At 70.6% G+C, this 19,013-nt stretch carries 17 protein-coding genes; 6 read left to right on the top strand and 11 right to left on the bottom strand.

Annotated features, from left to right (window positions below; translation table 11 throughout):
* Positions 1-181: 181 nt before the first annotated feature.
* The gene (locus PIR02_14185; GenBank protein ID WZH35907.1) at positions 182-2,854 is read left to right on the top strand and encodes a phosphoenolpyruvate carboxylase; all 2,673 of its coding nucleotides are present in this window, start codon (positions 182-184) and stop codon (positions 2,852-2,854) included.
* A gap of 281 nt (positions 2,855-3,135) precedes the next feature.
* On the opposite strand, the gene PIR02_14180 is transcribed toward PIR02_14185, so the two are convergent.
* The 4 genes from PIR02_14180 to mfd form a co-directional block, all read right to left on the bottom strand.
* On the bottom strand, positions 3,136-3,786 hold the full coding sequence (locus PIR02_14180; GenBank protein WZH35906.1) for a TRIC cation channel family protein: 651 nt from the start codon (positions 3,784-3,786) through the stop codon (positions 3,136-3,138).
* Positions 3,783-4,439: a TRIC cation channel family protein gene (locus PIR02_14175; GenBank protein WZH35905.1), complete on the bottom strand. Its 657-nt coding sequence runs from the start codon at positions 4,437-4,439 to the stop codon at positions 3,783-3,785. Before PIR02_14175 ends, PIR02_14180 begins: the two co-directional genes overlap by 4 nt.
* A 62-nt stretch (positions 4,440-4,501) precedes the next feature.
* Positions 4,502-4,876 carry an SdpI family protein gene (locus PIR02_14170; GenBank protein WZH35904.1) on the bottom strand — a complete coding sequence of 125 codons (375 nt, stop codon included), beginning with the start codon at positions 4,874-4,876 and terminating at the stop codon, positions 4,502-4,504.
* Positions 4,877-4,889: 13 nt separating this feature from the next.
* Entirely contained in the window at positions 4,890-8,477 is a 3,588-nt protein-coding gene (gene mfd, locus PIR02_14165) for a transcription-repair coupling factor (protein WZH35903.1), read from the bottom strand.
* A 65-nt stretch (positions 8,478-8,542) separates the two neighbouring features.
* On the opposite strand from mfd, the gene PIR02_14160 reads away from it, so the two are divergent.
* Together PIR02_14160 and PIR02_14155 are read left to right on the top strand one after the other, a co-directional pair.
* Positions 8,543-9,010, top strand: coding sequence for a hypothetical protein (locus tag PIR02_14160; protein WZH35902.1), 468 nt, complete (start codon positions 8,543-8,545; stop codon positions 9,008-9,010).
* A gap of 109 nt (positions 9,011-9,119) precedes the next feature.
* Positions 9,120-9,353 (top strand): hypothetical protein, encoded by a 234-nt coding sequence (locus PIR02_14155; GenBank protein ID WZH35901.1) that lies wholly within the window; start codon positions 9,120-9,122, stop codon positions 9,351-9,353.
* 359 nt (positions 9,354-9,712) lie between these two features.
* Here the strand turns inward: PIR02_14155 and pth are convergent, their stop codons facing one another.
* Both pth and PIR02_14145 read right to left on the bottom strand, forming a co-directional pair.
* Entirely contained in the window at positions 9,713-10,297 is a 585-nt protein-coding gene (gene pth / locus PIR02_14150; GenBank protein WZH35900.1) for an aminoacyl-tRNA hydrolase, read from the bottom strand.
* A 106-nt stretch (positions 10,298-10,403) separates the two neighbouring features.
* Positions 10,404-11,030 carry a 50S ribosomal protein L25/general stress protein Ctc gene (locus tag PIR02_14145; GenBank protein ID WZH39015.1) on the bottom strand — a complete coding sequence of 209 codons (627 nt, stop codon included), beginning with the start codon at positions 11,028-11,030 and terminating at the stop codon, positions 10,404-10,406.
* A 284-nt stretch (positions 11,031-11,314) separates the two neighbouring features.
* Between PIR02_14145 and PIR02_14140 the strand changes: the two genes are divergently transcribed.
* Entirely contained in the window at positions 11,315-11,440 is a 126-nt protein-coding gene (locus PIR02_14140) for a hypothetical protein (GenBank protein WZH35899.1), read from the top strand.
* An 18-nt stretch (positions 11,441-11,458) separates the two neighbouring features.
* On the opposite strand, the gene PIR02_14135 is transcribed toward PIR02_14140, so the two are convergent.
* The 4 genes from PIR02_14135 to PIR02_14120 all read right to left on the bottom strand — a co-directional run bounded on the left by PIR02_14135 (position 11,459) and on the right by PIR02_14120 (position 15,720).
* Positions 11,459-12,196, bottom strand: coding sequence for a fumarylacetoacetate hydrolase family protein (locus PIR02_14135; GenBank protein WZH35898.1), 738 nt, complete (start codon positions 12,194-12,196; stop codon positions 11,459-11,461).
* A complete protein-coding gene (locus PIR02_14130; protein WZH39014.1) occupies positions 12,193-13,608 on the bottom strand; it encodes an MFS transporter in 1,416 nt (471 codons plus the stop codon). The genes PIR02_14135 and PIR02_14130 overlap by 4 nt, the downstream gene beginning before the upstream one ends.
* Before the next feature lie 210 nt (positions 13,609-13,818).
* Positions 13,819-14,613 carry an IclR family transcriptional regulator gene (locus PIR02_14125; GenBank protein WZH35897.1) on the bottom strand — a complete coding sequence of 265 codons (795 nt, stop codon included), beginning with the start codon at positions 14,611-14,613 and terminating at the stop codon, positions 13,819-13,821.
* A 51-nt stretch (positions 14,614-14,664) separates the two neighbouring features.
* Positions 14,665-15,720 carry a D-2-hydroxyacid dehydrogenase gene (locus PIR02_14120; protein ID WZH35896.1) on the bottom strand — a complete coding sequence of 352 codons (1,056 nt, stop codon included), beginning with the start codon at positions 15,718-15,720 and terminating at the stop codon, positions 14,665-14,667.
* A 112-nt stretch (positions 15,721-15,832) separates the two neighbouring features.
* Between PIR02_14120 and PIR02_14115 the strand changes: the two genes are divergently transcribed.
* Positions 15,833-16,744, top strand: coding sequence for an NAD(P)-dependent oxidoreductase (locus PIR02_14115; GenBank protein ID WZH35895.1), 912 nt, complete (start codon positions 15,833-15,835; stop codon positions 16,742-16,744).
* Between the two features lie 6 nt (positions 16,745-16,750).
* Here PIR02_14115 and PIR02_14110 read toward each other — a convergent pair whose 3' ends face one another.
* A complete protein-coding gene (locus tag PIR02_14110) occupies positions 16,751-17,461 on the bottom strand; it encodes an FCD domain-containing protein (protein WZH35894.1) in 711 nt (236 codons plus the stop codon).
* 128 nt (positions 17,462-17,589) lie between these two features.
* On the opposite strand from PIR02_14110, the gene PIR02_14105 reads away from it, so the two are divergent.
* A complete protein-coding gene (locus PIR02_14105) occupies positions 17,590-18,993 on the top strand; it encodes a gluconate:H+ symporter (GenBank protein ID WZH35893.1) in 1,404 nt (467 codons plus the stop codon).
* Positions 18,994-19,013: the final 20 nt, after the last annotated feature.

Raw genomic sequence — 19,013 nt, 5'->3', positions numbered from 1 at the left:
GGGGGCGGGCCGAACTCCGGAAAATCTCGGATGCCACGAGGCAAGGACCGCAAGAATCCGTGGCGAGCGCGCGTTCGAGGGGCGAAAAGTCAGGAGTTCCGCCCGCGACGCGCGATCGAACATGTACCACCCGTGGCGCCGCGTCATTCGCGCGTCACATGACGCCGATAATCTGGGGCGTGTGCGAGAACTGACCCCGACCGAGGCGATCGACCTCGTGGGCCGCTTCGAAGCCGGCCAAGAGCTGCCCGAACAGATGCGCGCCGATGTGCGCCTGCTCGGGTCGCTCCTCGGCCGCGTGCTTCAAGAGAGCGGCTCCCCCGGACTGTATGACGACGTCGAGCGGCTGCGCACGGCGACGATCCAGGCCTACACCGACGAGACGCCCGAGGCGTTCGAGAGAGCCGCGGCGATCGCCGACAGTTTCTCGATCGAGCGGGCCGACGAGGTGGCTCGGGCGTTCACCGCGTACTTCCACCTGGTGAATCTCGTCGAGGAGCACCAGCGCGTGCGGGTTCTCCGTGAGCGCGGCGACCGCCCCTCGCGCGCGGGGACCCCCGACACCATCGCGACGGCGTTCGAACGCCTGTCGGGCGAGGTCGGCGAAGAGACCGCGCTCGCGCGCCTGCAGGCGCTGCGCTTCCACCCGGTCTTCACCGCGCACCCCACCGAGGCCCGTCGCCGCGCGATCTCGACGAGCATCCGCCGCCTGTCCGAGCTCCTGGGTGAGCTCGACGCCGCGGGCGACAACGCCGGTGAGACCCGTCGCACCGAGCGGCGCATGCTGGAGGAGATCGACACCCTCTGGCGCACCGCCCCGCTGCGTCGCGAGAAGCCGTCCCCGGTCGACGAGGTGCGCTCGGTCATGGCGGTGTTCGACGAGACGCTCTACACCGCCGTCCCGCGCGTGTATCGGCGCATCGACGACATCCTCCAGGGCGAGAACGCCGGATCCCGCGCCCCGATCGTGAAGCCGTTCGTCCGCGTCGGCTCCTGGGTCGGCGGCGACCGCGACGGCAATCCCTTCGTCACGGCATCCGTCACCCGCAAGGCCGCGGCGATCGCGAGCGAGCACGTCCTGCTCGGGCTCGAGCGCACGACGCAGCGCGTGGGTCGAGGGCTGACGCTGGATGCCGAGACCACCCCGCCCAGTGACACGCTCGTCGCGCTGTGGCACCGCCTGCGGGCGGCCGACGAAGACGCCGCCGCCGAGATCGCAGAGCGTTCGCCCGACGAGCCGCACCGCCGCATCATGCTGCTGCTGGCGCGCAAGATCGCCGCGACCCGTTCGCGCAATGCCGACCTGGCCTACCGCGATCCGGAGCACCTGCTCGCCGACCTGCGCACCGTGCAGGACTCCCTGGTCGCGGCCGGTGCCGCGCGCCAGGCCTACGGCGCCCTGCAGCGTCTGGTGTGGCAGGTTGAGACCTACGGCTTCCACCTGACCGAGCTCGAGGTTCGTCAGCACTCGGCGGTCCACCGCAAGGTGCTCGAGGAGCTCCGTGGCGGCGGAGAACGCAGCGAGCTCACCGACGAGGTCCTCGAGGTCTTCCGCTCGATCGCCTACGTGCAGGAGCGCTTCGGCCCGCGCGCCGCCGGCCGCTACATCGTGTCGTTCACGCAGTCCGCCGAAGACCTCGCGAACGTGCACGAGCTGGCCTCGTTCGCCATGGGACCGGGCGAGGCGCCGCCGGTGCTCGACGTGATCCCGCTCTTCGAGACCTTCGCCGATCTCCAGGCGGCCCCCGGCATCCTCGCCGAGATCGTCACGCACCCCTCGTTCGTCAGCCGACTGGATGCCACCGGCCGACGCCTCGAAGTCATGCTCGGCTACTCCGACTCGTCGAAGGACGTCGGACCTGTCGCTGCCAACCTGGCGCTGTACGAGGCTCAGGCGAAGATCTCGACCTGGGCCGAGGCCGAGGGTATCGAGCTGACGCTCTTCCACGGTCGCGGCGGCGCGCTCGGCCGCGGTGGTGGTCCCGCCAACTCCGCGATCCTCGCTCAGCCTCCGCACTCGGTCGACGGTCGATTCAAGCTCACCGAGCAGGGCGAGGTCATCTTCGCCCGCTACGGCGATCCCGACATCGCGATGCGCCACATCGACCAGGTCGCAGCGGCGGTGCTCACGGCATCCTCGCCCTCGATCGAGTGCCGCAACCGCGGGGCTGCCGAAGCGTTCGCCGATGTCGCGAGCACGATGGACGTCGCCTCGCGCGAACGCTTCTTCGCGCTCGTGAAGGCGCCGGGCTTCGCGCCGTGGTTCGCGACGGTCACCCCGATGGAAGAGCTCGGACACCTCGCCCTCGGCTCGCGTCCCGCGCGTCGCGGTCTGTCGGTCGAGTCGCTCGAGGACCTTCGCGCGATCCCGTGGGTGTTCTCATGGACGCAGGCCCGTATCAACCTCGCCGGCTGGTTCGGCCTGGGCACGGCCCTCGACGCCGTCGGCGACGAGCAGCGCCTGCGTGACGGGTACGAGCAGTGGCCGCTGTTCCGCACGATGATCGACAACGTCGCGATGAGCCTGGCGAAGGCCGATGAGCGCATCGCCCGCCGCTACCTGGCCCTCGGCGACCGCGACGACCTGGCGCAGCTCGTGATGGACGAGATGCTCCTCACGCGCTCGTGGGTCGAGCGGATCACCGGCGGCGGGCTGCTGGGCAACAAGCCCGTGCTCCAGCGCGCGGTGAAGATGCGCAGCCCGTACGTCGATGCTCTGTCCCTCCTGCAGCTGCGGGCGCTGCGCGCCCTGCGCGACGCGTCGTCGGAGTCGGAGACCCCGGATGCCGAGCACCAGCGCCTGCTGTTGCTGTCGGTGAGCGGCGTGGCGGCGGGTCTGCAGAACACCGGCTGAGCGGCATCCATGCCTGGTGGCGCGCCGGCACCTTCGGGGGTCGGCGCGCCGCCGTCTGTCGGTCGTCCCGTGTGGGCCGGTGTGCCGCCGTGCGGAGTTCCGCCCCGACACGCCGCCACCCCACGCCCCCGCACGGCGTGCCGGCCGGAGACTCCGCACGACGGCGCCGCCGTGCGTGCGAGACTCCCGGATGCCACCGAGTCGGCGAAGGCCACGCCTCGGTCGAGACGGCGGTCGTCGGTGTGCCGCGCGAAGGTCCGGCCCGCCGGGAGGCATCGGAGTCAGCCCGCGAGCAGGACCGCCTCACGCAGCCCGAATGCGGCGACGAAGCCGACGGCGATCGACAGGTGCGCCCGTCGCGTGACGACCAACAGGATGCCGGTCACCAGGGCCCCGAGAGCAGCGGCGCCGCCGTAGACACTGTCGGTCACGAGCACCGGCGTGTGTCCGAGCAAGATGTCGCGGACCACTCCCCCGCCCGTCGCGGCGACCACGCCCACGACGACCACCACCCAGAGGCTCGCGCCGTGCGCGAAGGCCTTCTGCGCGCCGATGACCGCGAACAGAGCGAGCCCGACGCCGTCGAGCGTCAGCAGCACCGTCGACGGCACCTCGTCGACGAGCCGCAACAGCACGAACGTCGCACCGGAGGCCGCGAACGCCACGATGATCCGACTCGACGACCGCAGCGCCGCCGGCGGCAGATCGCCCAACAACACGTCGCGGAGCATCCCGCCGACGACGGCGGTCACGAAGCCGACCACGAGCACACCGAGGAGATCGAAACCCGCGTGCGCGGCGAGCGCCGCGCCTTCGACGCCGCGCACGGCCGTGGCGAGGATGTCCAGAGCCGCGAAGGCGCGGGCTCCCAACGAGGGTCGTCCGGGAAGGGGCCGAGGGGCGGTCCCCACGACGCGGACGGTGAGCGTCACGTGATCCTCGGCAGCGACCAACCCCACACCACGGCCCCCAGGCGCAGCGCGAAGGTCACGGCGAAGCCGACCCCGAGCGCCAGTCGCGGACGCCGGGTCGTCACGAGGAGGATCCCGGTGAGGACCGCGCCCGCCGCGGCTGCCGAGCCGTAGATGCTCTCCGACAGCACATACGGGGTGCGCGCCAGCAGGACGTCGCGGATGACCCCGCCGCCCGTCGCGGCGAGCGTGCCGAGGATCGTCACGACCCAGAGGTTGGCTCCCGAGGCGCTCGCCTTCTGGGCACCGATCACCGCGAAGAGCGCGAGGCCCACGGCATCCAGGATCTCCACCGGCAGCTGCGGGAACGCGTCGACGATCTCGATGAACACGAACGCCGCGAGAGCACCGGCCAGCCCCGCGACGATGCGGCTCGGAGTACGCAGGGCCGCGGGCGGAAGGTCACCGAGCAGCACATCGCGCAGGACGCCTCCGGCCAGCGCCACGATAAGACCGACCACGATCACCCCGAGGAGATCGAAGCCGGCGTGCGCGGCCGCCGCCGCTCCCTCGAGACCGAACAACGCGGTGGCCGCGATGTCGAGGGCATCGAAGGCGCGAGCACCCACGGAGGGGCGATCCGGAGCCCGGTGCTCGCGCGCGACGTCGGTCATGCGCTCATTCTGGCAGCGGCGAGGGCGTCTCCCGCGCACCGGTGATCGACCGGGGCGCCCGGTCAGCCCCGCTCGACAACAGCCCGGGCGGCTCGCTGTCCGACCACGCCCGCGCGGACCGAGAAGCCGATCAGCAGGGCCACCCCGACGAGCACGGTGACGGCGATCACGGGCTCCTGCGCCGGAGGGGGCACGAGCAGCGCCGCCCAGGGCATGACGGCGGTCGCGGCCGCGCCGATCCCCGCGCGTCGAAGGTCGGCGGCGCCCGCGTGGTGCGCGGCGATCCAGGCGTCGTCGGACGCCCGCGTCGTCGCCGTGCGGATGCCGATCATGTCGTTGCGCCGAAGTGTGCCCGCCGCGGCCCGCCGCGCCGTCCAGAGCGACACGGCGGTCACGGCGAGCATCGCGACGGTGACGGTGACGAGCGCCCCGATCATGACATTCCTCCCCTCACGCCGACGCGGTCTCAGCTGTCTTCTCGACCGGCAGCGGCCACAGCGCGTCGAGCAGCTGACGCACCCACGCGATGAGGTTCGCGTCGTCGGCATCCTGCGGGAGAGGCACCACCATGGCGTCTCCGCTCGCGACGAGCTTCGCCTTCGGATAAAGGCGTTGCAGGCGCACCCGCATCGAATCGGGGAGGTTCGCGGGGGCGATCCGGAGGTTCGAGCCCATCGCGACGACGTCGGCCAACCCGGCCTGGGCAGCACGGCGCCGAAGACGCGCGACGGCGATGAGCCCCTCCACCTCGGCGGGCGGCTCGCCGTAGCGGTCTCGGAGCTCTTCGACGATGAGGTCGATCGCGTCGTCCCGGGCCGTGGCGGATGCCGCGGCCGACAGCTTCTGGTACGCCTCGAGGCGCAGTCGCTCACTGTCGATATAGAAATCGGGCAGGCGGGCATCGACCGGCAGCTCGAGGCGCAGCTCGGTGGGACCGTCGACGTCTTCGCCGCGGAACGTCGATACGGCCTCACCGATCATGCGCAGATACAGGTCGAAGCCCACGCCGGCGATGTGGCCGGCCTGTTCGGCGCCGAGGAGGTTGCCCGCGCCGCGGAGTTCGAGGTCTTTCAGCGCGACCTGCATGCCGGAGCCGAGGTCGTTGTTGACGGCGATCGTCTCGAGGCGGTCGGCTGCGGTCTCCGACAGCGGCTTCATCTCGTCGTACAGGAAGTACGCGTACGCGCGGTCGCGTCCGCGCCCCACGCGCCCGCGGAGCTGGTGCAGCTGCGACAGGCCGTACTTGTCGGCGCGGTCGATGATGATCGTGTTGGCGTTGGAGATGTCGAGGCCGGTCTCGATGATCGTCGTCGACACGAGCACGTCGGCGCGGCGCTCCCAGAAGTCGTCGACGACCTGCTCGAGAGCGTGCTCGCCCATCTGTCCGTGCGCGACGACGATGCGCGCCTCGGGGACGAGCTCGGCGAGGTGGGCGGCGACGCGCTGGATCGACGACACCCGGTTGTGCACGTAGAAGATCTGGCCCTCGCGCAACAGCTCACGGCGGATCGCCGCGGCGATCTGCTTGTCGTTGCGCGGGCCGACGTAGCTGAGGATCGGATGCCGGTCCTCGGGCGGCGTGGCCAGTGTCGACATCTCGCGGATACCGGTGACCGCCATCTCGAGCGTGCGCGGAATGGGCGTCGCGCTCATGGCGAGGATGTCGACGTTCGTCTTGAGCTTCTTCAGCTGGTCCTTGTGCTCGACACCGAAACGCTGTTCCTCGTCGATGATCATGAGCCCGAGGTCTTTGAAGACGACTTTCTCGGTCAGGATGCGGTGCGTCCCGATGACCATGTCGACGGTGCCGTCGGTGAGGCCCGCGAGCGTCGCCTTCGCCTCTTTGTCGGTCTGGAAGCGCGAGAGCGGGCGCACCGTCACGGGGAAGCCCGCGAAGCGCTCGGCGAACGTCTCGAGGTGCTGCTTGACGAGCAATGTCGTAGGCACGAGCATCGCGACCTGCTTGCCGTCCTGGATCGCCTTGAAGGCGGCGCGCACGGCGACCTCGGTCTTGCCGAAGCCCACGTCGCCCGACAGCAGTCGGTCCATCGGGATCGGCTTCTCCATGTCGGCCTTGATCTCGTCGATCGTCTGCAGCTGATCCTGCGTCTCGGCGAACGGAAAGGCCTCTTCGAGCTCGCGCTGCCACGGGGTGTCGGGGCCGAAGGCGTATCCCTTGGATGCCATGCGCGCCGAATACAGCTTCACCAGCTCGACCGCGATGTCGCGGACGGCCTTGCGCGCGCGCCCCTTCGCGGCCGCCCAGTCGCTCCCGCCCATCTTCGACAGGGTCGGGGCCTCTCCACCGACGTACTTCGACAGCAGATCGAGCTGGTCGGTGGGGACGAAGAGCTTGTCGCCCGGGTAGCCGCGCTTGGCGGGCGCGTACTCGAGGACGAGGTACTCCTTCGTCGTCTTCACGGCGTTGCGCCCGCCGCTGGACACCTCGCGCTGCGTGAGCTCGATGAACTTGCCGATGCCGTGCGTGGCGTGGACGACGACGTCGCCCGGCTTCAGCTGCAGCGGATCGACGACGTTGCGCCGACGCGAGGCGAGCTTCTTCACACCTCGGGTGTCACTGCCGACGGAGCGCCCGTAGAACTCGGTCTCGGTGATGACGGCGAAGCGCGCCTCGGTCAGCTCGAAACCGCGCTCGAGCGGGGCGCAGACGACGTGGGCGACGCCCGGCTCGGGCGGCGTGCGCACGTCGTCGACGCGCCGCGCCGCGATCCCGCGCTCGGCGAGGACGTCTCTCGCGCGGTCGACGAGACCGGGACCGGATGCCGTGACGACCACCGACCAGCCGTCGGCGAGCAACTGCCCCACGTGCGCGGTGGCGCCGTCGACGTTGCCCTGGAACGACGGGACGGGGTCGGCCTTGACGCGGTGCGCGGAGTCGTCGCCGATGACGAGCCCCTCGTCCTCGGCATCCGCCGCTCCAGAGTCGAAGGCGCTGAGCTGCCACCACACTCCTCCGCGGCCGCTGGCCTTCTCGTGCAGGTCGTGGAGGGTGACGAAGTCGCCCGACTCGAGGTCGACCGGGGTGTCGGCGCCGGCGGTGGCGGCCGACCACGCGGCTTCGAGGAACTCGCGGTTGGTGTCGCCCAGCGTGGTCGCGCGTGCGAGCGAGCGCTCCGGATCGACGAGCGAGACGGCGCTGCCCCCCGGCAGATAGTCGACGAGGGTGATGAGATCGTCGACGAGCACGGGGATGAGCGACTCCATCCCCTCGGCGGGGATTCCCTCCGCCATCTTCTCCAGCAGCTGCCGGAGTCCGGGGTAGTCGTCGCGCAGTTCGGCTGCGCGCGCGCGCACCTCGGGGGTCAGCAGCAGCTCCCGGCTGGGGACGAGCGTGACGGAGCCGACCTCTCCCGGCAGCGAACGCTGGTCGGCGACCGAGAACGCGCGGATCTGGTCGACTTCGTCGCCGAAGAACTCGACACGGTACGGGTGATCGGCCACCGGTGGGAAGACATCGAGGATGCCGCCGCGCACGGCGAACTCTCCCCGACGCGACACCATGTCGACCCGGTGATACGCCAACTCGACGAGACGAGTGGTCACCACCTCGAGTTCGTGCCCGCGGCCACCCACGGTGAGCTCGACGGGCGTGACGTCGCCCAGGCCGGGGGCGAGCGGCTGCAGAGCGCTGCGAACCGACGCCGTGACCACCAGCGGAGCCTCGCCGTCCCACGCCGCGATCCGGCGGAGCACGTCGAGGCGGCGTCCGACCGTCTCGGGACTCGGGCTCAACCGCTCGTGCGGGAGCGTCTCCCACGCGGGGAAGTGCAGGACCTGCGCTCCGGGGAGAACGGCGTCCAGAGCCGGCCCCAGCGACTCGGCGCGTCGACCGGTCGGGGCGATCACCAGCACGGCACCGGGGTCGCCGCCCGCACGGCGACGCTCGATGAGGCCCGCGATGACAGGGGCATCGAGCCCGTCGACGAGGGAGAGAGACAGATCGACGGATGCCGCGGAGGCGGCCTCACGATACGACTCAGCCTGCTCGAGGGCGCGCACGATCCCGGGAACTGTCACTCGGGAAAGTGTACGCGGGGCCACCGACACGGGCTTCGGCGTCGCGGGTCTCGTAGAGTGCGGATATGTCTTCGCCGTTCGCCGCCCCCTACGCCGCCCCCGCGGCCGGGACGCTTCTGGCCCCGCCGTCTCCGGCGAAGAAGCGACGCCCGCTGGGCACCTTCGCTCTCGTGTCCGGCATCCTCGCCGCAATCCTCGCCCCCGCGGTGGCCGGTTTCGCTGCCTTCCGCGTGGGACGAGGTGCGGGGGCCGGCATCGTCGCCCAGGGTGGACAGAACATCGACCTGCGCGTGCTCTCCCCGGTGCGCGACCTCGTCCTCGTGGTGGAAGTCGCCTTCTGGTCGGGCACGGTACTCGGCATCACCGCACTCGTGCTCGGCATCATCGCCACCGCGCGCAACGCCGGTCGCCCGATGGGCATCGTGGCCATCGTGCTCGCGGCCCTCGGTCCGGTCATCTTCGGGGTGCTCGCGGGGATCGCGGTGATCGCCGGAGCCGGAACCGTCGCGGGTCCCGCCGGAACCGTGGTCTGAGCGCGCTACCGGGTTTGCGCCCGAACGTCCAGCTCCCTCACAGAGAAGCCGCGACGTCCCTATACTCGCGGCCACGGGACGGTTCCGTCCCACGATCGAAGGAGTACCCGTGAGCAACACCACGCCGCCCCCCGAGCCGTACAACCCTCCGCCCGCGACGCGAGCCGATGCCGCCGCCTCATCGGGGTACCCCGCTCCCGCCGGATATCAGCCCCCGGCCGCCGCGCCGGTGAAGAACTCGAACCGTCTCGGCCTCATCGCCTTCGTAATCGCTCTCGCGGCCATCGTGATCGGCTCGATCATCGCCTTCATCGGCGGTATGCAGAGTGGCGCGCTCGTGTAGTACGCCACGACGAACGGCACCACCACTCAGCTGGACCCGTCGACGCTCACCGCGGCCCAGCAGCAATCGGCGGCGGCGGCCGGTCTGCTGTCGGTCGTCGGCTTCCTCGTCTTCGGCGTCCTCGGCCTGTGGGCGTTCATCCAGGGCATCATCGCCGCCGCGAAGAACCGCGGGCGCGGATGGGGCATCACGGCGATCGTGCTCGCCGTCCTCGGCGGCGTCGTGGTCGCGATCGTGTTCGGTATCGGCGCCACCGCGGGGGCCGCCCCGTACCTCGACACCGTCGGCTGACACCTCTCCACGACGACAGCCCCGGCCGAACGGTCGGGGCTGTCGCGGTCTCGGCGGTGTGCGACGACTCAGGTGCGCGGGGCGTGAAAACGCTGCTGGGCGGCGACGAGCCCGTCTTCGATGAGCAGCTCGACCGCGTCCGCGGCATCCGAGATCAGGATGGGAAGCGTCTGACGCTCGGTCGCGCCGAACGGATCGAGCACCCAATCCGCCGGGTCCTGGCGTCCCACGGGGCGGCCGATCCCCACCCGCACACGCGGGAAGTCCGCCGTGCCGAGGGCCTTGGCGACATCGCGCACACCGTTGTGCCCGCCGTGTCCGCCGCCGGTCTTCAGCTTGACGGTGTCGAAAGGGATGTCGAGTTCGTCGTGCACGACCACGATGCGCTCAGGGTCCACCCCATAGAACCGGGCCAGGCCCGCCGTCGGCCCCCCGGAGACGTTCATGAAGCTGTTGGGCTTGGCGAGCACGAGCTTCGCTCCGCCCGGCCGCACCCACGACTCCGCGACGCGCGCGTTCGCCTTGTGCGCGCGGAAGCCCTCGCGGCGGCGTGAGGCGAGCTCGTCGACGACCATCTGGCCGATGTTGTGCCGAGTCGCCTCGTAGCGCGGCCCCGGGTTGCCGAGCCCGACGATCACCCACGTGTCTGCCATGGCATCCATCCTCTCGGATCCCGACGCGGACCCGTGCTCAGAAAAAACGAGGGGGCGCGGATGATCGCGCCCCCTCGTCGACAGGCTGTGCTCAGCCCGTCCGGTGTCAGTTGTCGCCGGCCTCGGCCTCTTCGGACTGCTCCTCGGCGACCTCGGCGTCGGCCTCGGCGATCTCTTCCTCGGCGGCGAGGGTGTCCAGCGGCACGGAGACGCCCACGATGAGGGTCTCGGGCTCGGTGACCAGGCTCGCGCCGGCGGGGAGCTTCAGGTCGGCAGCGGTGATCTGCGTGCCGTCCTCGGCGCCCTCGACATCGACCTCGACGGTCTGGGGGATGTGCGTGGCCTCGACCTCGAGCGACACCGAGGTGGCGTCGAGCATCGCGATGGTGCCGGAGAAGGGCTCGCCGACGACGACGACGGGAACGTCGACCTGGACCTTCTCGCCCTTCTTCACGACGATGAGGTCGATGTGCTCGATGATCTGACGCACGGGGTCCTTCTGCACGTCCTTGACCAGGACGAGCTGGCTCTTCCCTGCGATGTCGAGGTCGAGCAGCGCGTTGGCGCGACGGATGAGCAGCGCGGTCTGGTGACCGGGCAGCGCGACGTGCTGGGGCTCGGTGCCGTGGCCGTAGATCACGGCGGGGATCTTGCCCGCGGCGCGCAGGCGTCGGGCGAAGCCCTTGCCGAAGTTCTCGCGGAGCTCCGCGACGACCTTGTTGTCTTCCGACATGTTCTTCTCCTCGCGGGCGCGCGGCCCGCAGCTTGGGGGCGGGACACGGCCCGCACCGATGTGGTCTGGATTCGACTCGAACGCGAGCGCGTGAGGAAAGCCGGGAGCCTGCATCACCGCGTCGATCACGGATGCCCCGTGCACCCGCTGGGTGCCGACGACGCATCCCTCGCCGAAGTTCACCGGAAGTCTACCAGCGCAGGAGCTTCCCCACGACCCGCCCGCGTCGAGGGGCTCCGGCGCTCCCCGGTAGGATGGGAAGCCCACCGACCCGAAGGATCATCATGGACAGCGGCTTCTTCTCCCACGTCGTGCTCTGGGTCATCGGCGGCATCGCCCTCGTCGGTGGCATCGGGGCGATCGGCGCCCTCTTCTCCATGGGTCGCAACGCGAACTACAAGAAGCACTGACCCCACCGTCGCGGCGGTTCAGCGCGTCGGTGTCCGCAACCGCAGGTCTCCCACCGCGACCTCGACCGTGACTCCGGGACGGATCGGGGATGCCGAGAACGGCGCACCCATCATGATCACGTCCCCCGGACCCAGCGTCGTCCACCTCGTCACGTAGGCGAGGCACGCGCGCATCGACATCGGGTACCGCCCCGACGACGTGTCGGCCACCGTCTCCCCGTCGACGATCAACCGCAGGGACACGTCGTCGTCGAGGTCGATCGACGTGTCGATCCACGGGCCGAGCGGGGTGTACCCCGCCCCCGACTTCGATTCGAAGTTGCGCGGATCCGCCACCGCCCGATCGGGGCTCGACAGATCGTTGACCGCGGTGATCCCGAGAACGTACTCGTGCGCCGTGTCGGCGGTCAGTCCGATGGTGTCTCGCCCGATCACGACGGCCACCTCCGCCTCGGCGACCGTCGTCCCGGCGTCGCGCCGGAGCGACACCGCCTGGTCGGGGCCGGTGACCGTGCGCGGGCTCTTCAGCCACGCCTGCACGGGCGACGGGTGCCCGGGGCCGTTCTGGGCGATCCCCACGACGACCGTGGGGACGCACGGCGCCAGGAGCGTCCCCTGCACCGCGCCACCGGCATCCGCCGGCTCCGTTCCGCGCGCGAACGCGACATACGGGTCGTCGATCGGAATGAGGGCACCACCGTCGAGACGGACGGTGCGCGTCCCCTGGGGCGTCTGCACGCGGGCGATGCGGGTCATCGGATGGTCCGGACCGTGACGGTCGTGGCATCCACGCCCTCGCCCGCCTCGTCGCGCGAGACCTTGATCGCGTCGTCGGTGCGCGTCAGGTCGCGGCGCACGGTCTCGGGCACGAGGAAGGTCGACGCGGTGGTGATGAGCGCCAGGGTTCCCATGTAGATCGCCAGCAGGAGCCAGTTCGCCCCGGACACGGCGATGATGTACGCCCCGAGCACACCGGCCAGGCCACCGGCCAGCACGGCCGAGATCTCGCGAGCCATGGCCACGCCGAGATAGCGGTGACGGTTGCCGAACAGCTCGGGGAGCATCGCGCACTGGGGTCCGAGCATGGAGTTGACGGCGACGCCGATGCCGATCGCGATCACGGCGATCGTGATCGGATAGCTCCCGAGCGAGATGAGCCACCACGCCGGGAACGTGAAGACGAGCATGAACAGCGCACCCGCGCGGTACACGGTGCGCCGCCCCATCCGGTCGGACAGCGCGCCGGTCAGCGGCACGGAGAAGATGCCGATGAGCGAACCGAGCGTGACCCCCCACGTGAGGAGACTGCGGTCGGCCTGGCCGCCCACGGAGGCCACGAAGAACGTCAGCGCGAGCGTGTTGAACATGTACGACCCGCCGTTCTCGGCCATGCGCAGACCGATGCCGACGATGATGCCCGGCAGGCCCCGCGTGAAGATGTCGCGGACCGGGCGCTCGGCGATCTGCTCGCTCTTCTCGAGCTCGATGAAGGTGGGCGTCTCACGCAGACGCATGCGGATGAACAGCGCGAGCAGGATGAGCACGAACGACGCGAGGAACGGCACGCGCCAACCCCAGCTGAGCAGCTGCTCCTCGGGCAGCAGGGAGATCAGGCTGAACACGACGGCGGCGAGCAGCGTGCCCGCCTGGATGCCGATGAAGGGCAGCGCGGAGAAGAAGCCGCGCCGCTTGACGGGGGCGTACTCGGCCATGAGGACCGTCGCGCCGGCCTGCTCGGCACCGGCGCCGAAGCCCTGCAGCAAGCGCATGACCACGAGCAGGATCGGCGCGAGGATGCCGACCGCCTCATACGTGGGCAGCAGACCGATCGCGGTCGACGCCCCGCCCATCAGCAGGATCGTGATGACGAGGACCCACTTGCGACCGAGCTTGTCGCCGAGGACGCCGAAGAAGAGTCCGCCGAACGGGCGCGCGAGGAAGCCGACGCCATAGGTTGCGAAAGCCGCGACGGTGGCGAGGGCCGGGTTGTCCTGCGAGAAGAACAGGACATTGAAGATCAGCGCCGTCGACAGCCCGTAGAGCGCGAAGTCGAAGTACTCCAGCGCGCTGCCGATGCTCGAGGCGAGGGTCGCGCGGCGCAGATTCGCGGCGTACTCGGGGTCATCCGTCGGCTGCGGCGTCGGTGTGGATGAAGTGGTCACGGCCATCTCCTTCGATCGGCTGGTGTCTGACGACACGGCGACTGTACCAACCCTGTGGACACAGTTCAATATGTTGAACAGCATTCGCACGGGCGTCCGGCTGTCGCCACGCACGTCGTGGGCGCGACCCGACGGCGGGGGCACCAGACGCCCCCGGGAACGCCGAAAGGCGCCTCGCCCTCGCGAGAGGGCGGGGCGGCACCACGGGCCGCGAGCTCAGGCCGAGCGCGTCGCGCTGAAGGGATTCGTCAGGGCGGCGGCGGCCTCGCGGAGCGCGACGCCGACCCGCTCTCTGCGCTCCGGCGTGGCCTCCGCCACCGGGATGCCCACGCCGAGAGCGAGTTGCGGGTCACCGGGGGCCCACCCCTCCAGGGGTACGGCGACGCCGACGATGCCGCGGAACGACTCCTCTTCGTCGACCGACCACCCCCGCTCTCGAGCGGCGGCCAGTTTCGCGATCACGGCCTCGACGTCGATCGTGCTCTTCTCGGTGAGTTGCGGGAGAGCACGAGCGCGGGACAGGAGCGAACGGACGGTCTCGTCGTCGTGGGTCATGAGCAGCGCACGACCCGTGGCCGAGAGGGCGGCTGGCAACCGAGAGCCGAGAGGAGTCCCCAAGCGGACCGACAGGGAGCCCTCGTGACGCGCGAGGTACAAAGCATCGGTGTCGTCGAGCACCGCGACCTGCACGAGCTCGCTCGAGAGCACCGGCGATGCCTCGCACACGGCGTAGAACTCACGGACCTGGTTGAACTGTGCCGCGAACGCCCCGCCGAGCTCCGCCGTCCGGATACCGAGGCGGTATCCGAGCGGAACGCGCTGGATCATCCGCTCTGCTTCGAGGGAGAGGCAGAGGTTCGCGGTCGACGACTTCGCCACCCCGAGGCCGGACGCGAGCTCCGTCAGCGTGAGCGCGCGGCCCGCCTCCGCCAGCAGGCCGAGAAGCCGGATGCTCCGACCGACCGCCGGAGCCGGATCACGCGCGAGCGCACCCGCGTCCTCATCGCTCATCGAGACTCCCGTCGTGGCGGCGTCGCTCGCAGCGTCATCCGCGGCGACGTATCAGTAGAACTCGACCGTATCGACAACGGCGCGCATCGGCGCGCCATCGAGCAGGCGCGTGGCGTTCTCGGCGAAGCGCCGCGCGATCCGCTCTTCCTCTTTGCTGCTGAGGGCCGCCGTGTGCGGACTGACGAGGACGTGCGGATGCCGCCACAGCGGTGAGTCCACGGGCAGCGGCTCGACCTCGAACACATCGAGGGCCGCGAACGAGACACGGCCGTCGTCGAGGGCCACCACGAGGGCGTTCTCGTCGATCACGGTCCCGCGGCCCACGCTCGCGAGGATCACCCCGGGCCTGACCGCCGCAAGGATCCCGGCGTCGATGAGGTGATGGGTCTGATCGGTTCCGGGGAGCGTGACGACGATGGCATCCACCTCCGCGACGGCCTCCGCCAGCTGATGGAGCGGGATGAGACGGTCGACACCCTCGACGGGCGCTCCGGACCGCGTCGTCCCCCACACCTCGGCACCGAGCGCCTGAAACCGGCGCGCGCACTCCGCGCCGATTCCACCCAGACCCACGACGAGCACCGTCATCTCGTCGATCTGGCGCATCTCCCAGCGGTCGGTCCACCGCTTCTCCGCCTGCTGACGCGCGAGCCGCGGCAGGCCTTTCGCGCCCGCGAGCACACCCAACACCGCGAACTCGGCCAGCGGTCCCCCGTGCACGCCCGCGCTCGTGGTGAAGACGATGCGCTCGAGGGCGTCGCCGTCGAGGCCCGCCGCCTTGATCTGTCCGCCGCCTCCGGCAGCGGTCGTCATGACCCAACGCAGACCCGGGTTCGCGCCGACAGTGCGCGCGAGCGCTGCCGGGTCGACGTCCGGGATACCGAAGAGCGCCTGGGCGGAGTCGACCATCTCGTCGAACGCCCGCTGCTCATCGGCCGTGCGTTCGTACGCGGGGTCTCCCGACCAGTCGGCCGGCCCCCTCATCGGCGGCGTGAGCGCGGCGTCCCGGACCAGCTCGATGCGGGGCTCGAGGCGCTCGATCAGTCGACAATGCTCCTCGCGGAGGGGAACCGCGACCACCGCGCGTAGGCTCTTCTGCGTCGACATCCTCGTCCATCCCTTCGTCGCGATCGGGCGCATCTCTCGCGCTCGATCAGCGTGCGTATGTTCACAATAGTGAACCCTGTTCAACCTGTTGTCCAGCCGGTACCATGGTGTCATGACTGCGCTCGATGACGAGAACACCTTCTCCCCCGACCGCCTCGGTGTGTGGGGCCTCGGCGCCATGGGCGAACCGATGGCTCGGCACCTGCTCGCCGCACGCGAGAGTCTCGTGGTCCACGCTCGCCGCGAACGCCCCGCCCTGATCGAGGCCGGAGCGCGGTGGGCGACCTCGGCTCGCGACCTCGGAGCCGAAACCGACGCCGTGCTGGTGATGCTGCCCGACCTCCCGCAATTGGAGGAGCACCTCGAGAGACCCGACGGCCTTCTCGCGGGGATCGCGGAGCGCCCCTACCTGCTCATGATCGGCTCGACCTCATCACCGGTGGGCGTGCGCGAGCTGGCGGATCGCCTGCCCGAGAACATCCGGGTCGTCGACTGTCCCGTGTCGGGTGGGGAGGACGGCGCCACGGCCGGACGACTGTCGATCATGCTCGGCGGCTCCCCCGCCGACACCGACCTCGCGGCGAGCCTCCTCGCCCCGTGCGGAACGCCCGTGCGCCTGGGCCCGCTGGGCGCCGGCGAGGTCGCCAAAGCGTGCAATCAGCTCGTCGTCGCCTCCACGATCCTCGCCCTCGGCGAGGCGACCGAACTCGCAGCGCGCTCGGGCGTCGACCCCGCCGCCCTCTGGGACCTCCTCGGCGGCGGCTATGCCGGATCACGCCTGCTCGAGAGCCGGCGCCAGCGCCTCGTCACGGGCGATGACTCCCCGAGCGGCGTCGCCGAGTACATGGTCAAGGACCTGCGCTTCGCGTCCGACGTCGCCGCGTCCACGCACACGCGTCCGGCGCTCCTGCCGGCACTGCGCTCCGCGTTCGACGAGATCGTCGCGCGCGGGCTGGGCGGCCGCGACATCGCGGTCACGCGGCGCTTCACGGCGGAGCGCAGCTCCGCACCCGAGTCGGCCTGACCCGCGTCACTCCGCCGAGACCGCCGCCGCCATCGCCTGGCCCGCTTCGCGCACGATGAGCCGCATCGCCTGAGCCGCCTCGTCCGGACGGCCCGCGGCGATCGCGAAGGCGACGTCCTGATGCCAGCGCACCGCGTGCGGATTCGCGTCGTGCGGCATGAGCTCGTGCCGCGTGCGCCCGACCAGCACCGACTCCACGACGGCCCCGAGCGCGGCGAACATCGCGTTCCCGGATGCCGCCAGCAGCGTGCGATGGAAGCGCACATCCGCCGCGAGGTACTCGGCGCCGTCGGCGTCGCGCTCGGTGCGTGCCATCTCCATCACGGCGGCCACGAGCGTCTGCCGCTGCGCGTCGCTGGCGTGGGACGCGGCAGCCCGTGCCGCCAGCGGCTCGATCGCGCCGCGCAGTTCGCTCAGCTCGCGCAGCTGGGCGTCGCGACCCGGGCCCGCCAGGCGCCACGCGATGATCTCCGGTGCGTACACGTTCCACGCCGCCGACGGCAGCACCTCGACGCCGGTCTTGCGCTGCACGCGCACGAGCCCGAGGGCCTGCAGCACGCGCACCGCCTCTCGACCCGCGCCGCGCGACGAGCCTTCCGACAGATCCGCCGTGACCAGTCGCGATCCCGGCGGCAGCTCTCCGGCCACGATGGCGGATCCGACGCGCTCGACCAGGGCGTCGTGCAGCGACGCCGTCGCCACACGCTCCCTCGTCATGCCTCGATGATGGCAGACATCAGGGCGACGTTTCACGATATTCGTCGTGCACGATCCGGCATCCTGTGGTTTTATGTACGACAAATAACCCCACGGCATTGCTGCCGCTCGCCGGAACAAGGACGCTCATGGCCCTCTCCCCCCTCCCCTCCAGGTCGGTGCTCGCCGCCGCGGAGACCGCATCGACCGCCCCCGCCGGGCAGTTGATCACCGCCGCCCTCATCGGCATCGCGCTCATCGTGGTTCTCATCACGTGGGGAAAGCTTCACCCCTTCCTCGCGCTGACCATCGGCGGGTTCACGACGGGCGTCGTCGCCGGCATGCCCATCGCCACCGCCGTGACCAGCTTCACCGGGGGATTCGGCTCGACGATGGGCGGCGTCGGCATCCTGATCGCGCTCGGAGCGATCTACGGGAAGCTGCTCGCCGACTCCGGCGGTGCCGACCGCATCGTCGACACCCTCGTCGCCCGTGCCACACCGCGCTCGCTGCCCTGGGTCATGGGACTGATCGGCGCCATCATCGGCCTGCCGATGTTCTTCGAGGTCGGTCTGGTCCTCCTGGTTCCCGTCATCATCCTCGTCGCGCGCCGGTCGGGCGTCTCGCTGATGAAGATCGCCATCCCGACCCTCGCGGGCCTCTCCGCGATGCACGGCCTCGTCCCGCCGCACCCCGGGCCCCTCGCCGCCATCGACGCCCTGGATGCCAACCTCGGCCTCACCCTCGCCTTCGGCGTGGTCATCGCGATTCCCGCCGTCATCATCGCCGGCCCGCTGTTCGCTCCCATCGCCGCCCGCTGGGCACCGGTCCCCGTGCCCGACCTGTTCGTCTCGGCCGAGGAGAAGGGCGAGGAGCCCGCTCGCCGCCCCTCGTTCGCCGCGACACTCTGCAGCATCCTGCTCCCCGTCGCCCTGATGCTCCTGAAGGCCGTCGCCGACATCGTCGCGCCGGGCTCGACCGACGCGTGGAAGGTCGTCGTCGACTTCCTCGGTCTGCCCATCATCGCGCTGCTGCTGGCCGTGCTCGTCGGCTTCGTCGTTCTCGGCCGGGGTGCGGGCTTCGACCGCGCCAAGCTGACGAGCGTCGTCGGCTCCTCGCTCGGGCCGATCGCCGGCATCCTCCTCATCGTGGGTGCGGGCGGCGGCTTCAAGCAGGTGCTCGTCGACACGGGCATCGGAAAGGTGATCGCCGATCTCGTCGCGGGCTCGAGCGTCTCCGTGCTGCTGCTGGCCTGGCTCGTCGCCGTCGTCATCCGCGTGGCCACGGGATCGGCGACGGTCGCCACCATCACCGCGGCCGGCATCCTCCAGCCGCTCACCGAGACGCTGGACGCCCCGATGACCGCGCTGCTCGTGCTCGCCATCGGTGCCGGGTCGGTGTTCCTCAGCCACGTCAACGACGCCGGCTTCTGGCTCATCAAGGAGTACTTCGGCCTGAACATCCCGCAGACCCTGAAAACATGGACGGTGCTGGAGTGCGTGATCTCCGTCACGGGCCTGGCCGGCGTCCTCGTCATCAGCGCGTTCGTCTGACCCAACGAAGGGAACCCCGA

Source organism: Microbacterium enclense (assembly GCA_038182865.1).
In the GTDB taxonomy this organism is placed as follows: domain Bacteria; phylum Actinomycetota; class Actinomycetes; order Actinomycetales; family Microbacteriaceae; genus Microbacterium; species Microbacterium enclense_B.
Note: the sequence above shows the minus strand (reverse complement) of the source record. Positions and strands in the feature narration are given on the sequence as shown.